The sequence below is a fragment of the Tamlana sp. 2_MG-2023 genome (assembly GCF_030548465.1).
Classification (GTDB): Bacteria; Bacteroidota; Bacteroidia; order Flavobacteriales; family Flavobacteriaceae; genus Pseudotamlana.
Genome location: NZ_JAUOSF010000003.1, coordinates 462,458 through 478,034 on the forward strand (window position 1 = coordinate 462,458; position 15,577 = coordinate 478,034).

General features: G+C 33.8%; 11 protein-coding genes and 1 pseudogene. 10 read left to right on the forward strand and 2 right to left on the reverse strand.

Features of this window, described 5'->3' with window-relative positions:
* Positions 1-32: 32 nt before the first annotated feature.
* From Q4566_RS07275 to Q4566_RS07310, 8 genes are all read left to right on the forward strand, one after another.
* Positions 33-1,634, forward strand: coding sequence for a beta-N-acetylhexosaminidase (locus Q4566_RS07275; protein ID WP_303419978.1), 1,602 nt, complete (start codon positions 33-35; stop codon positions 1,632-1,634).
* Positions 1,635-1,707: 73 nt separating this feature from the next.
* The gene (locus tag Q4566_RS07280) at positions 1,708-2,499 is read left to right on the forward strand and encodes a prolyl oligopeptidase family serine peptidase (RefSeq protein WP_303419979.1); all 792 of its coding nucleotides are present in this window, start codon (positions 1,708-1,710) and stop codon (positions 2,497-2,499) included.
* A 3-nt stretch (positions 2,500-2,502) separates the two neighbouring features.
* A complete protein-coding gene (locus tag Q4566_RS07285) occupies positions 2,503-4,770 on the forward strand; it encodes a glycoside hydrolase family 3 N-terminal domain-containing protein (RefSeq protein ID WP_303419980.1) in 2,268 nt (755 codons plus the stop codon).
* 56 nt (positions 4,771-4,826) lie between these two features.
* Entirely contained in the window at positions 4,827-6,155 is a 1,329-nt protein-coding gene (locus tag Q4566_RS07290; protein ID WP_303419981.1) for a sugar MFS transporter, read from the forward strand.
* Between the two features lie 130 nt (positions 6,156-6,285).
* A complete protein-coding gene (gene nagB / locus Q4566_RS07295; protein ID WP_303419982.1) occupies positions 6,286-8,214 on the forward strand; it encodes a glucosamine-6-phosphate deaminase in 1,929 nt (642 codons plus the stop codon).
* Between the two features lie 26 nt (positions 8,215-8,240).
* Positions 8,241-8,591, forward strand: a complete 351-nt coding sequence (locus tag Q4566_RS07300) for a hypothetical protein (protein WP_303419983.1) — start codon at positions 8,241-8,243, stop codon at positions 8,589-8,591.
* Between the two features lie 76 nt (positions 8,592-8,667).
* Positions 8,668-9,426, forward strand: coding sequence for a family 16 glycosylhydrolase (locus Q4566_RS07305; RefSeq protein ID WP_303419984.1), 759 nt, complete (start codon positions 8,668-8,670; stop codon positions 9,424-9,426).
* A 77-nt stretch (positions 9,427-9,503) separates the two neighbouring features.
* On the forward strand, positions 9,504-10,496 hold the full coding sequence (locus tag Q4566_RS07310; protein ID WP_303419985.1) for a family 16 glycosylhydrolase: 993 nt from the start codon (positions 9,504-9,506) through the stop codon (positions 10,494-10,496).
* 156 nt (positions 10,497-10,652) lie between these two features.
* Here the strand turns inward: Q4566_RS07310 and Q4566_RS07315 are convergent, their stop codons facing one another.
* On the reverse strand, positions 10,653-11,045 hold the full coding sequence (locus Q4566_RS07315; protein ID WP_303419986.1) for a two-component regulator propeller domain-containing protein: 393 nt from the start codon (positions 11,043-11,045) through the stop codon (positions 10,653-10,655).
* Between the two features lie 300 nt (positions 11,046-11,345).
* Here Q4566_RS07315 and Q4566_RS07320 point away from each other — a divergent pair.
* Positions 11,346-12,281: pseudogene (locus Q4566_RS07320) on the forward strand (2-hydroxyacid dehydrogenase).
* A gap of 441 nt (positions 12,282-12,722) precedes the next feature.
* Here the strand turns inward: Q4566_RS07320 and Q4566_RS07325 are convergent.
* The gene (locus Q4566_RS07325) at positions 12,723-13,055 is read right to left on the reverse strand and encodes a DUF4870 domain-containing protein (protein WP_303419987.1); all 333 of its coding nucleotides are present in this window, start codon (positions 13,053-13,055) and stop codon (positions 12,723-12,725) included.
* 244 nt (positions 13,056-13,299) lie between these two features.
* On the opposite strand from Q4566_RS07325, the gene Q4566_RS07330 reads away from it, so the two are divergent.
* A complete protein-coding gene (locus Q4566_RS07330) occupies positions 13,300-15,165 on the forward strand; it encodes a hypothetical protein (protein WP_303419988.1) in 1,866 nt (621 codons plus the stop codon).
* Positions 15,166-15,577: the final 412 nt, after the last annotated feature.

The window sequence follows — 15,577 nt, forward strand, 5'->3', positions numbered from 1 at the left end:
CAAAAATTATATTTAAAAAATTATTACCTCTTATGAAACCATATCTTTCTTTGTCCTACTTTTTTGTTATCTGTTTCGGACTTACATGTTTAACATCTTGTCAAACTAAAAGGCCTGCTATTCCAAAAGATTTAGCGAAACAACAGGTTATACCAAAGCTTGTTTCAGTTATTCCTACCGGAAGTTCTTATGAAATTAACAACAACACATCTATTCAATATCAATCTGAAAAATTACAACCTGTAGCTGATTATCTTGCAAAGATGCTGCGCCCTGTAACGGGGTTTGAACTTCCTGTTAAAATGAAGGATTCAAAACCTTCGTCTAATTATATATACTTAACACTAACAGATAGTATTTCAACTGATGAAGGTTATAAATTAGAAACAAAGGAAAGTGGTGTCGAAATCAAAGCAAGTAAACCAGTTGGGGTATTTTACGGTGTACAAACCTTACGCCAATTGTTACCTGCAAGTATTGAAACAGGTGCTAAAATCACGGATACCTTATTAGTTGCTACAGGAGTTATTAAAGATAACCCCACATATGGTTACCGTGGTGCCATGTTAGATGTATCTCGTCATTTTTTTGGTGTTGAAGACGTTAAGCGATACATAGATCTACTTTCAATTTATAAAATGAATCGTTTGCATTTACACCTAACTGATGATCAAGGCTGGCGTATAGAAATTAAATCATGGCCAAAACTTACCGAAATTGGAGGTAGTACTTCTATTGATAGTACAAAAGGCGGGTTTTATACACAAGAGCAATATAAAGATATTGTAAAGTATGCCCAAAAGCGTTTTATAACTATCGTACCAGAAATTGATCTACCAGGACATACTAATGCCGCTTTGGCTTCTTACCCCGAACTGAACTGTGATGGAGTGGCTCCTAAATTGTATCACGGAACCAAAGTTGGATTTAGCTCTTTATGTATTGATAAAGAAATTACTTATAAATTTATTGATGATGTAATTGGTGAATTGGCTGCAATCACTCCGGGGGAATATATTCATATTGGTGGCGACGAGTCGCATGCCACATCACCTGAAGATTATGTTTATTTTATTGATAAAGCTCAGGAAATTGTAAACAAGCACGGTAAAAAAGTGATTGGATGGGATGAAGTAGCACATGCTAAATTATTGCCAAATACAATAGTGCAATTTTGGTCCAGAAAAGGCGAAAATGCTGTAGAAGGTGTTGAAAAGGGAGCAAAAATATTAATGTCACCAGCCCCAAAGTTATATTTCGATATGAAATATGATTCCATTACCAGAGTAGGTCAGAATTGGGCAGGATACATAAAAGTTGAGGATGCTTATAGTTGGGATTTAGAAACCTATCAAGAAGGTATAGCAAAGGAAAATATTTTGGGTATAGAAGCTCCACTTTGGACTGAATATGTTCAGACCATGGATGATATCGAACATCTAGTTTTCCCAAGGATAATGGGTGTTGCAGAAATGGGATGGACACCAGCATCACAAAGAAACTGGGATGAGTACAAAGTGAGATTAGGTAATCATAAAGATCGATTAGATGCTTTAGATATTGATTATTATGCTTCAACTTTTGTCCCATGGAGATCTAAAACGAATCAAGAAACAAGCAATACGAAAGAATAAAAGAATCATTCAAGCTAAGCGTATTAGATTGAAGTTCTACCTATAAACTTCCATTTTCATTAAATATAGTGGCATGATTAATTATAAAAGATATATAGCAGTAATATTACTTGTTTTCTATACAAGTCTGTCTTTCTGTCAAGATGATAAAAGCTTTGATTCAAAATTTTTCATACATCATTCAGATACACTTAATTATCGCATATTAATGCCTAAAAATTTTGATGCCTCTAAACAGTATCCCGTTGTACTAATGCTTCATGGGGCAGGTGAACGTGGAAGTGATAATATTGCGCAATTAACCCATGGGAGTAAGCTGTTTACTACTAAGGAGTCTCGACGTCATTTTCAATCCATTGTTATTTTTCCACAATGTCCAAAAGACTCGTACTGGGCCAATGTTCAAATAGATAGATCATCAAATCCCTTAGTGATTAATTTTCCTTCTAATACAACCCCCACAAAACCAATGGCATTAGTCATGGCACTACTGGATGATATGGTTTTAAAATCTTACGTGAATAAAAATCAAATCTACGTTGGTGGTTTGTCAATGGGAGGTATGGGAACTTTCGAGATATTGTATCGTAAACCAGAATTATTTGCGGCAGCTATAGCCATATGTGGTGCTGGAAATCCTGAGAATACTAAGGAATATGCTAAATCTACACCACTTTGGGTTTTTCATGGGGCTAATGATAATGTCATAGATCCACAAGAATCTTTGAATATGGTTAGTGGCATTTTAAAGTATGGAGGCAAACCAAATTTTACATTATACGCAAAAGACAATCACAATAGCTGGGACTCTGCTTTTGCTGAACCCGAATTATTATCGTGGCTATTTTCGAATATAAAAAATTAAAAAATGAATAGAATAATTAAGTCTACTGTAGTTGCTTTATTACTGCTTATCAGCTATGGTTGTAATACAACAAAAGATACCACAAATAAGAATGAGCAAGCCATAATTATGGCAACTCCTTTTGATGCGAAAATAGATTCGTTAATGGATTTAATGACATTGAAAGAAAAAATTGGACAAACAGTTATGTATAGTGGCGATTTAACTGTTACTGGACCTGTAGTAAGTAATAACAACCAGAAGTATGTTAAAGAAGGCGTTGTAGGTGCCATGCTTAATGTGTTTTCGGCAAAAGCAACAAAAGATTTACAAAAAATAGCGGTTGAAGAAACACGTTTAGGCATTCCATTATTGTTTGGGTATGACGTAATTCATGGATATAAAACCATTTTCCCTATTAATTTAGGTTTAGCCGCAAGTTGGGATTTAGAAGACATTAAAAAAGGCTCGCGTATTGCAGCAGAAGAAGCATCGGCGGTTGGTATCCACTGGACATTTGCACCAATGGTAGATATCAGTAGGGATCCACGTTGGGGTAGAATTTCCGAAAGTGCTGGAGAAGATGTGTATTTAGCTAGCCAAATAGGAAAAGCTTATGTAGAAGGTTTTCAGGGTGAGGACTTATCTAAACACAATACAATTTTAGCTTGTGCAAAACACTTTGTAGGTTATGGTGCTGCCCAAGCTGGTCGTGATTATCACACAGTGAATATGGGGGAAGATGAACTTAGAAATGTTTATTTACCGCCTTTTAAAGCTACTGTCGAAGCTGGAGTAGAAACATTTATGACAGCCTTCAACGAACTTAATGGAATTCCTGCAACGGGTAATAAATATATTTTTAGAGATATTTTAAAAGATGAGTGGAATTTTAAAGGATTTGTAGTTACTGATTATTTTGCCACGAATGAAATGGTAGTACATGGCTATGCTAAAGATAGAAAGGAAGCGGCTAAATTGGCTATTGAAGCTGGCGTAGACCAAGACATGATGAGTAACGCAAACCATTTATATCTTGAAGAATTAGTAAACGAAGGTGAAGTTGATGTAAAACTTATTGACGATGCGTGTCGAAGAGTCTTACTAACAAAATACAAGCTAGGATTATTTGAAGATCCTTATAAATACAGTGATGAGCAACGCGAAAAAGAAGTGATTTATAAACCTGAATTTTTGGAGGCAGCACGTCAATCTGCAGCCATGTCTTCAGTCTTATTGAAAAATAATGTAAGTTCACTTCCATTAAATAAAACGCAAACCATTGCACTTATTGGCCCTTTAGCCAAAGATAAAAAAAACATTATTGGAAACTGGGCAGCAGAAGGAGATAGAAATGGAAAAGCAATTAGCATTCATCAAGGTATTCAAGAGTACTTAAGTGATTCTAAAATAATTTATGCCAAAGGCTGTGATATTGAAGGAGCAGATGACATTGGTTTTGGAGCTGCTATAGATGCGGCTAAAAAAGCAGATAAAATTGTGATGGTTTTAGGTGAGAGTTATGAAATGAGTGGAGAAGCGGCTAGTAGAACTAATATAAAATTACCTGGGCGTCAAACCGATCTAATAAAAGCTATTAGAAAAGAAGTACCGAATAAAAAAATCATTTTGGTTTTGATGAATGGTCGTCCTTTAGATTTATCTGAAGAAGATATTTTGGTAGATACCATTTTAGAAACTTGGTTTCCAGGAACAAGTGGAGGATATGGAGTCGCAGATGTTTTATTTGGGGCTTATAACCCTTCTGGGAAGCTACCAGTAACATTTCCAAGAAATGTTGGTCAAATACCGCTCTACTATAATATGAAACGAGCTGGTCGCCCTATGAATCCAGATAACCCAAAGGAACGTTATACGTCAAATTATTTGGATTCACCAAATAGTCCATTATATGCTTTTGGCCATGGGTTAAGTTATACCGATTATAAGTATTCTGATATAAAGTTATCAGCAAATACCATAGGGTTTTCAGATACGCTTACCGCATCAGTAACCGTTACCAACACTGGAGAATACGATGGGCATGAAGTGGTTCAATTATATATTCATGATAAGGTAGGAAGTTTAACGAGACCAGTAAAGGAATTAAAAGGGTTTCAAAAAATATTCCTAAAAAAAGGTGAAAGTAAAACAGTAAAGTTTGATGTAACTATTGAAGATTTAAAGTATTACAATGCAAGTTCGAATTTTGATGTAGAGCCAGGAGAGTTTGAAATTGCCATTAAGGGTTCTTCAGATTTTAACTTCGAGAATACATTTAGATTAGAGTAGTTAGCACGAAGGGGTTAATTAAAAGTTTAATTAGAATTAATAATATTGTTAAAACCATGTCCAAATCACGAAAAGTAATAAGCAAAAACAGTACACTAGTACCTATAACCATTATAGCAGGCCTCTTCTTTATTTTTGGATTTGTTACTTGGATAAATGGCGCACTAATTCCATTTATGAAAACAATAAATGAATTAACCGAAGCACAATCTTATTGGGTAGCTTCTGCATCTTATATTTCCTTTGTAGTTATGGCACTGCCAGCTTCTTATATTTTAAATAAAATAGGGTATAGAAAAGGAATGTCATTAGGGTTATTTATAATGGCGGTAGGGGCTTTGATCTTTATTCCGGCGGCAGAAGCCAGAACATATTGGGTGTTTTTGTCTGGAATCTTTATACAGGGTGTAGGGATGACATTGTTACAAACCGCAGCCAACCCTTACATCACTATTTTAGGCCCTATAGAAAGTGGCGCTAAACGAATTGCCATAATGGGTATCGCAAATAAAATAGCAGGCGCATTGGGCTCTTTAATCTTCGGAGCGTTGTTATTGTCGGGGATTGATGAAGTCAAAGAGAAATTAGGCACAGCCACCGTTGAAGAAAAAGGTGTGTTACTTGATACGATGGCAGATAGCGTTTTTATGCCATATTTAGTAATGTCAATTGTACTAATTATTTTAGGTGTTTTGATTAGAAGAGCACCGCTTCCTAACGTTCAAGCTAAAGAGATAGAAGTAACAGATGAAGGAAAAAATACAAAAACTAGCATTTTTCAATTTCCTCATTTATGGTTGGGGGTTTTAGCTTTATTTGTCTATGTAGGGGCAGAAGTTATAGCTGGAGACACCATTATAGCGTATGGTATAGCCTTAGGGTTTACTGGCGAGCAAGCAAAATTCTTTACGACTTACACACTTATGGCCATGGTTGCTACTTATGCTTTAGGGGTGTTTTTAATTCCCAAATATATTAAGCAAACTACCGCTTTAAAGGTTAGTGCTACTTTAGGAATAGTTTGTAGTATTTGTATTTTAAATACAACAGGATTTACTTCAATAATGTTCGTGGCAGCACTTGGTATAGCCAATGCTTTGGTTTGGCCTGCGATTTGGCCATTAACTTTAGATGGTTTAGGCAAGTTTACTAAAACAGGCTCCGCTTTGTTAATTATGGCTATTTCTGGAGGGGCCATTATTCCTCCTATGTATGGTAGAATTGTTGATGCTAACAAACATGAATTAATGGTAAACGGAGTAGAAAATGTCGATGCCATGGCAACTGCAGCTACAAGTAACTATTGGATTCTTATACCGTGCTACGCCATTGTGCTCTTTTTTGCAGTTTGGGGACATAAATTTAAAAGCTGGACAAAAAGTTAAAATAATTTCATTGACATAAATATGTTTAGGTATGAGAGATTCTTATAAACAACTTCAATGATCCATTATTGAGTAATAACCGAAATATTTATAGAAAAACTAAAAACCAAAAATTAATACGATAGAACTCATGTTAAAAAGTAATATAGACAAAGCAACAGGTTTTGAAAAACGATTTGAAAAAATTGGTACGGTTGTTTACGATAACTCGACTGTAGCGTCGAAAGCGGTAGCTAAAGAAATAGCAGATCTTATTAGGGTAAAACAGGCTCAAAAACAATCGTGTATTTTAGGGTTAGCGACGGGGTCCTCTCCAAAAGGTCTGTATGCTGAACTTGTTCGTTTGCATAAAGAGGAGCAACTAAGTTTTAAAAACGTAATATCATTTAATCTAGATGAGTATTACCCTATGGAGCCAGATTCTGTAAATAGCTATGTGCGTTTTATGAAAGAACAATTATTTGATCATGTTGATATATTACCAGAAAATTATCATGTTCCAGACGGATTGTTGTCAAAAGAAAATATTGCAGATTATTGTAATGCCTATGAAGCAAAAATTGAAGCATTAGGTGGTATCGATTTGCAAATTTTAGGTATTGGAGGTAACGGTCATATCGGTTTTAATGAATCTGGGTCTCTTCAAAATTCAAAAACACGATTGGTGGCTTTAGACCATATTACAAGAGTAGCCGCTAGTGGTGACTTTTCTGGTTTAGAAAATACGCCTAGAACGGCCATTACCTTGGGTGTTAAAAAAATAATGGAGGCTAAAAGAGTTATACTTTTAGCATGGGGAGAAAGAAAAGCCAATATAATTAAAGCTTCTACCGAGGGAGATGTAACAAGTCGTGTTCCAGCTTCTTATTTACAGGAACATAATAACGCTACGTTTATTTTAGATCAAGCTGCAGCTTCAAAATTAACTAGGATAGACACGCCGTGGTTGGTTGAAAAAATAGTTTGGACAGATAAATTAATTAGGAAAGCGGTATTGAGTTTAGCACTTCATCTAAAGAAACCAATTTTAATGCTTACCGATGCTGATTATATTGAGAATGGTATGAGTGATTTGTTGGCAGATTCAGGTCCAGCGTATGATATTAACATAAAAATATTCAACAAGCTTCAGAACACTATAACGGGATGGCCAGGAGGAAAACCTAATGCAGATGATAATAAACGGCCAGAACGTGCAGTACCAGCTAAAAAACGTGTTTTAATTTTTAGTCCACATCCAGATGACGATATTATTAGTATGGGTGGAACTTTTAAGAGGTTACATGAACAAGGACATGAAGTTCATATAGGTTATCAAACTTCTGGAAACATTGCAGTAGCTGATGATGAAGCGCTTCGCTTTGCAAGTTTTGTTTGTGATTATAACGAAAAATTTGGAATAGATAGCACAGAGTCATACGAGATTTATAAGAAGGCCTTGTCTTTTTTGAAAAATAAAAAATCAAGTGAAATTGATACGGAAGAAGTTAGGTTTATTAAAGGCTTAATTAGAAAAGGAGAAGCAAGATCTACTTGCCACTTTATTGGTATTCCCGATAGTCAAATTCACTTTATGGAACTTCCATTCTATGAAACAGGAACGATAGAAAAGAATCCTATTGGCGCAGTAGATATTAAAATTACAGCAGATTTAATTGAAGAAATAAAGCCCCATCAAATTTATGCCGCTGGAGATCTCGCAGACCCTCACGGAACGCATAAAGTATGTTTAGATGCTGTTTTTGCAGCAGTAAAAGAATTAAAACCTGAAAAATTCATGAAAGATTGCTGGGTTTGGCTATACCGAGGTGCTTGGCAAGAATGGAATATTGATGAGATAGAAATGGCAGTTCCTATGGGACCAGATCAAGTTCTGGAAAAGCGCAAAGGTATTTTTAAACATCAATCCCAAAAAGACGGTGTAGTTTTTCAAGGAAGCGATAGTAGAGAGTTTTGGCAGCGTGCAGAAGACAGAAACAGTGAAACTGCCGAACTATATGATAAGCTAGGATTATCACATTACGCAGCAATGGAAGCCTTTGTAAGGTGGCATTATTAAAGTTATAATCCAATAAAATAAATGTCTTGAAAAATATAATAGAACATGATATTGACAAATGTAATGGCCAAATAGGTTTATATCAACTTAAGAAGGTAGAAGCTATTAGAACTAAAAACAATTATGAACGGTTAGTGAATTGGCTTTGTGGTGAGTTTGATTTGTATTTAAAAAACGAATCGGAAGTACTTACAATCTATTTTCCAAATGGATGGCTAAATGTTAGAAGTTTCAAGGATAAATATGAAAATGTAGAGATTATAGTTGCGGGGAAATCAAAGATTTCTTGTCAAAAAATCATGGAAAAAGTTGAGCATGTTTTTAATCACGTGATTCGTTTTTCTGAAATTAAATCAAGGCATATAGTAAGTCATTGAATGTTACGAAAAATTACTTTCGGTTTAATTTATAAAGCAATTAATAGAATAAAGAATTAAATAAAAATGGTTTGTTATGAAGCAAAGCGTATTCACACTTATATTTCTAATGTGCATCTCGTCATTATTTGCGCAAAAACCATATAGAGGTGGCGAGGTTTATTCACATGAATCCGTTTTATATGGGAAATTTGAAATGCGTATGAAAATGATAAAGGGTAGTGGAATGCTATCTACCTTTTATACGATTAAACACTTTCCTAAGACAGGTAATCCTTATTGGGGCGAAATAGATATTGAGGTGTTAGCTAAGGATAATGCTCAAATAATGTCAACAAATATTTTTATTAATGACGCCGATGGAAATTGGATTCACGATGAGAAACAAATACATCTTGATTATTCATTAGCAGATGATTTTCATGTTTATACCTTAGAATGGACGCCTAACTATATTGCATGGTTTATTGATGGTGTTGAACAAAGACGTCAAACAGGAGAATTTGTAGATCATATGACGGTGCCTCAAGAGTATCGCCTTAATGCATGGATATCTTCTACACCAGCCTGGGTAGGAGAGATTGATGAAGATGCCATGCCAGCGTATCAATACGTAGATTGGATTGAGTATTCTAGCTACAATGAAGCCACACAAGATTTTACTAAGCAATGGCGCGATAATTTTTATTGGTTCAATGCATTGCGTTGGAAAAAGGGTAATTGGACATTTGATGGTAACGAAGTCGATTTTGTAGAGGAGAACGCTTACATTGAAAATGGCCATTTGATTTTAGCGATAACCGATCCAACACCTCCTTTATATATATTCAGATAATATCGATTACTATAATTTAAAATTAGGCTTTAATTATATAGCCAAGTAACCGAAAAGTCAATTAATAATATTTAACTATGAAAAATATAACATTAATCTTGCTATTATTTTGTACATCATCATTTGCGCAAAAACCATATAATGGAGCTGAGGTATATTCGAAGGAAAGTGTTTTATACGGGAAATTCGAAATGCGTATGAAAATGATAAAAGGTAGTGGCATGTTATCTACCTTTTATACTATAAAACATTATCCAGGAGGGAACGATCCGTATTGGGGAGAACTTGATATTGAAGTACTGGGCAAGAATAATGCCCAAATAATGTCAACAAATATTTTTGCAAATGACAATGATGGGAATTTAGTTTACAGTGAAGAGCAGATCCCATTAAATTATTCATTAGCAGATGATTTTCATGTGTTTACTTTAGAATGGACTCCAGACTATATCGCTTGGTTTATTGATGGTGTAGAACAAAGGCGTAAAACTGGAGCTTTTGTAACTCATATGGATAGAGCTCAAGGTTATCGTTTTAACGCATGGATATCCTCTACACCAGCGTGGGTAGGTGCTATTGATGAGAGTGCGATGCCTGCCTATCAGTATGTGGATTGGATTGAGTACTCAAGTTATGATCCTTCAAACCAGTCCTTTACTAAGCAGTGGCGCGATGAGTTTGATAGTTTTGATTACTCGCGCTGGACAAAGGCTCAATGGACTTTTAATGGCAACGAAGTGGATTTTGTTAGAGAAAACGCTTATGTTGAAGCCGGGAATTTAGTCTTGGCTATAACAAATCCAGATGCGCCATTAAGCATATCTGATGAAACTAAACCTGACGCGTTTTCAGTAAAATACCTGCATGGTCATAAGGAAATACACATTAGTAACTTAAAGGGAGGTAATTATGATGTGCAGCTACATGATTTAAATGGGAAAATTTTGTTGTCTAATCAATTTAATACATCAAAATCTGTAATCTCATGCCCAACGATTCCAAGTGGTTTATATATCATTTCAGTTTATAATGAAATGGAAACATTTAGAAAAAAAATATTTATTAGATAATCGAAGGGTTTAAGCTAATCGTTAGGGAATGATGTTTAAAAGTAACTTACTGTTTCAATAAAAAGTAAATGGCTTAAAAACATGAGGAATAAAATTAAATTATTGCTTTTGTTTATTAGCATATCAACTAATATTTCGGCGAAAGAATACCATGTGTCAAAGCAAGGTTCTGATGGAAATATCGGTTTCAAAACTGGTTTTATTTTTGGTGTAAAACTGGGCATGCACCAGTTTGTTTTCGGTGCCTACCCAGAGTCTTTGTTTACTATCTATAAAAGTACAGTCTACGCGGCTGCTGCTCAAAGACGTTGAATCGTTTAATATGTGTTTGTAAGAGGTATAATTGATGCCATCAAACTTGTAGAGTCCTGTAGTATTGGTGGCAATCCAAATGAAGCCCTTGTGGTCTTGTACGATATCTGGAATTCCTACTTTCGGAATCCCTTCTTTGATGCTTACAAAATCATATTCCTTTTGGATGTGCTGCCCCCAAGAATTGAACTGAAAAACCCACAATAAAAGTAGGGTTAAACGTATGGTTTTTGTCATAAGTTAAGTGGTTAGTGGGATTTGTATTTAAAGATAAAGATAAAATTTAAGAAAATTCAGCACTAAAATTAAAGAAGCATCCATTGTAAATTATGTTGCATATAGGCTGTGAATGTTGCGTTGTTAGGGGCTTGTATGTTGTTTGGATTAAAGTGAAATCTGAAGTGAATCACTATGTTGTGTTTGTGCTGTTTAAATTTTAGACGGTTTACAGGCTTGTTAGTAGTATATACTTTTTCAAGATCTAGCTAAGCTTCAGTATGCTAAAACTTCGTAAATTTGAAACCGAAATCCATATTTATGAAAGTTCTCCATTTAGATACCAATCACGAGTTATTAATTAATCAATTAAACGCTTTAGGTTTTGAAAACCATTAAGATTATACCTCTTCAAAAGCCGAAATTGAAGCTAAAATTCATGAGTACGACGGTATTGTATTAAGAAGCCGCTTCACCATTGATAAAACTTTTTTAGATGCTGCGCGTATTTTGAAGTTCATTGGCCGTGTAGGTGCGGGGTTAGAGAATATTGACTGCGATTATGCCGAGAGTAAAGGCGTGTTTTTAGTATCGGCACCCGAGGGGAATAGAAATGCCGTTGGTGAGCATGCTTTAGGGATGTTATTGTCTTTATTTAATAAATTGAATAAGGCAGACGCCGAAGTAAGGGCTGGAAAATGGTTGCGCGAAGCCAATCGTGGTATTGAATTAGATGGTCGAACCGTTGGCCTCATTGGTTACGGAAACATGGGCAAAGCCTTCGCTAAAAAATTACGAGGTTTTGACGTTGAGGTGCTATGTTATGATATTAAAGACGGTGTTGGTGATGCCAATGCCAAACAAGTCGATTTACAAACCTTTAAAGAACAGGTCGATGTGATTAGTTTACATACGCCACAAACGCCGCTTACTTTAAATATGATTGATGGTAATTTTATTAATCAGGTGAAAAAACCATTTTGGTTAATTAATACCGCACGCGGAAAAAGTGTGGTGACTCAAGATTTGGTGTCTTCCTTAAAATCAGGGAAAATATTAGGCGCCGGACTAGATGTTTTAGAATATGAAAAAGCCTCCTTTGAAACCTTATTTTCTAAGGAACTACCTGAAGCTTTTAAATATTTAATTGAAGCCGAAAATGTCTTACTCACACCACATGTTGCGGGTTGGACGGTTGAAAGTAAAGAAAAACTGGCTCAAACTATAGTAGATAAAATTAAAGCAAAATATCAATAATAAGCTTACATCATTTTTTTTAAGAACCGCCTATTTAGGGTTAAAAAAGTAAAACCTGATGTGTCAGACTATATATCAAGGTCAAGGAGCTTCATGGGGCCTAAACCGTTGGTGAAAATTGCCGTAAATCACTTTAATTCTTATGGTTAGAATAAATTAATTTATGTAATGTACGGCAAATTGAATACTAACTTTTTAAGAACCTAAGTTTGACTAAAAACGATTAAGTCAAATTTAAATAAGTTTTTGAAAGTTTATTTCTTTCTCTTCTAAGGAAAAGTAAGAACGACCAGAAATCTCATCAAGTATTGATTCATTCACATAATGCGTTCGTAGTGAGAAAACGGTATGATAAAATTATACAACAGACTGGAGTTTGTAGGTGTACATAGTCGAACTTGAATTAATGTAAAGAGTTAGATGGTCTAATTATTAGTCCGTTTATTTAATAAAATCAAACTTATTTTCAAAAAAAGACCCTACTACAGGAACAGGTTTTTCAGCTTCATTCATAGCGTTTATGATGCCAAATATCCATAATGCTAAAATTACTAAATTACCTAATGATAAAATACCGGCTATAGATGGAATAATCATAGCAATTATGTTTGTTGCAATACCGAAAACTATACCTAAGATGGCAACTCCTAAGGATTGTTTTAAATTATAACTTACTAAGGAGCTTTTTGGTGCTTTATTTTTATAAGAAAAATAAGAAATTAACCATCCGATAATAGTAATGTAAGAAACGATTGAAAGTGTTTTGTTGTTCATTTTTTAGATTTTTAAAATTAATTTGTGCCAAATGTACTGGTGATCCTACATTTATTAAGGTTAAAAATGTCTACAAAACGTATACACTCTTAGTTTTTATAGATTACAATTTGTATACAAAAATGAGTTATTTTACACAGAGACAATGGGTTATGTGTTTTGTATTTCTGTCTTCTTACTTTTACTAAATCTAGTGTAGTTTATTAAAAAAGGTAGGAAACTTCTTTTTACTTACTTTTGGCACATGATAAAAATGATAAGACTCATATTTATTTTATTATGTTTTCTATTTTGCCATGTCAGTTTTGCACAAGACGAACTTAAACGCGATTTAGAAAACAAAATATCACAGACCAATAAGTTTTCCGAAGACTATTTTTTGTACACAGCTCAGCTGGCTAGAGTTATACAATTAAGTGATTTAGATAGAAGTTTAGTTCTAATTAATGACGCTATAAAGCAGGAAGATGTTGTTGTTTCAAGTAAAAATAGAATTGAAATATTAAAAATAGCAATATCTATTTACCTATATAGTAATGAATTCACAGCAATGAATTTAGCTATAGAGGAGTTGCTAGTAGCCGCATTACGTTCAAAAAAACCTGAAGATCTATCTTATGCAAATTATTATAAAGGCAGAGGTTTAAGTGCGCTAAATGATACGAATAGTTTGAGTTATTTTTTTAAAGCGTTGAAGTTGGCCGAAAAAACAAACAACGACCTGTTAAAAAGTAAATTGTACTACCGGATTTCTAGTTATTATGCTGATAACGAAAATTTAGTTTTAGAAAACAAATATGCTAACTACTGTTTAGCTGCTGCGATAAAATCAAAAGATCCGGAGCAACTTACTTTAGCATGGCAAGCAAAAGGAACCTATTTTTTTGAACAAAACAAGAGGGAAGTTTCGAAAATAGATTCCACTCTAATAGCATTAAAAAAGGGTATTTCCATTTTTAATAAGAATAAAGATAAAATTATACTTCAAAATCAGTTAGGCATTTTACAACTAAACGTGGCTGTTCATTTTTATCAATTTTATATGCCTTTTTATAAAGATTCTGTTGAAACTTATGCAAATTTGGCTTTAAAAAATGGCTTGGCTACCAATGATAAACAAGTTATAATCAATTGCAATGGTTTGTTATCTGAACTCGCTTATAAGGAAAATGATCTTGATAAAGTTGAAAAATTACTTCTTAAATCTAAATTAAAAGCGGAGTCATATAAAGTAAAGCAGCCAGAATTATTATCTAAAATTTATTTTGCATTGGCCAAATTGTATAAAAAGAAGAATGACCCCGATCAAGTTGTTTCTTTTTACGAATTATACGTAGAAAATTATAGGTTATTTATTGAAAAAGACAGACAGAGGTATAGTCAACTTCTAGATGCAAAATACGAATTAAATAAAAAAAGAAAGCAAATAAAATTCTTGGATGATAAAAGTAAAGCGGAAACTAAGCAAAAGCATTTATCACTAGGTATTGCTGTGGCTTTGTTTATTAGCCTCATTTTGATTTTCATGACTTATAATTATAAATTAAAATATTCTATTGAGCAGCAAAAATTGCTAAAAGTTAAAACAGAAGAAGACCGTTTACGAACACAATTACTAGAAGAAAAAGCAAAACTTAAAACCGAAGAAGCGGCGCGTCTAGAAGTGGAACAGGAGTTAATTTTAGCACAAAAGAATAAACTTCAAAAAGAATTGTTAGCCGAGTCTTTACAAGTTGAGTATAAAAATGAAATCTTACTACAAATGAAGGATAAGCTTTTTGTTGAAAATCTAAACCCACAAACGATCCAAAATCTGAGTAGAATTATCAATAATCAAATGAGGTTAGATAAAGATTTTAAAACTCTAAAAGCAGATATAAAAGGAGTTAATCCTGAATTTATAGAAGCTTTACAAAAAACTTCGAATCATAAGCTAACACAACTTGATATAAAATATTGTTTGTATATAAAATTAAATCTTAGTACTAAACAAATGGCAAATTTACTACATGTTGAGCCCTCTAGTATTAGGATGAAAAAATATCGTTTAAAACAAAAATTAAATCTAAGTAAAGATCAAAACTTGTCTGTTTTTTTGAATAGTATTTAAAAAGCCGAAAATATTTTATTTTTGTTAAACTAATTAAAGCGAGCATTGGCACTGTATGGATGATTCCATATAAATACTAAAACTATTCCATATTATTTAATTGATGCGTTGGTCTTTAAATTATCTGTAGATTGTTAGGTTGCTTTCTATGAAAGCAATCGTTAAAAAGTAATGGTTTGCAGCAGTATTAGGGTTTGACTCATTGCGTATAGCGATTATAATATTATTAAAGTTTTTCGTAATTTAGAATTGTTTTAAAAACTATTTTACTCATGTCTAAAGAATATAATAGAAATAACGACTTCGACCAAGCTTTCGAATCTGGTAAAGATGTAAGCTTCCCCATTTTAGAACTGCTTAATTTTCTAAAACTAGTTTAAAATTACTGTTTTTAATTCTCTTGGGGCTAGCC

What these genes read in the sequence shown, in the direction of transcription:
- Q4566_RS07280 (WP_303419979.1), top strand. Translation starts at nt 1,708, where the DNA reads ATGATTAATTATAAAAGATATATAGCAGTAATATTACTTGTTTTCTAT.
- Q4566_RS07310 (WP_303419985.1), top strand. Translation starts at nt 9,504, where the DNA reads ATGAAAAATATAACATTAATCTTGCTATTATTTTGTACATCATCATTT.
- Q4566_RS07275 (WP_303419978.1), top strand. Translation starts at nt 33, where the DNA reads ATGAAACCATATCTTTCTTTGTCCTACTTTTTTGTTATCTGTTTCGGA.
- Q4566_RS07285 (WP_303419980.1), top strand. Translation starts at nt 2,503, where the DNA reads ATGAATAGAATAATTAAGTCTACTGTAGTTGCTTTATTACTGCTTATC.
- Q4566_RS07315 (WP_303419986.1), bottom strand. Translation starts at nt 11,045, where the DNA reads ATGACAAAAACCATACGTTTAACCCTACTTTTATTGTGGGTTTTTCAG.
- Q4566_RS07290 (WP_303419981.1), top strand. Translation starts at nt 4,827, where the DNA reads ATGTCCAAATCACGAAAAGTAATAAGCAAAAACAGTACACTAGTACCT.
- Q4566_RS07305 (WP_303419984.1), top strand. Translation starts at nt 8,668, where the DNA reads ATGAAGCAAAGCGTATTCACACTTATATTTCTAATGTGCATCTCGTCA.
- Q4566_RS07330 (WP_303419988.1), top strand. Translation starts at nt 13,300, where the DNA reads ATGATAAAAATGATAAGACTCATATTTATTTTATTATGTTTTCTATTT.
- nagB (WP_303419982.1), top strand. Translation starts at nt 6,286, where the DNA reads ATGTTAAAAAGTAATATAGACAAAGCAACAGGTTTTGAAAAACGATTT.
- Q4566_RS07325 (WP_303419987.1), bottom strand. Translation starts at nt 13,055, where the DNA reads ATGAACAACAAAACACTTTCAATCGTTTCTTACATTACTATTATCGGA.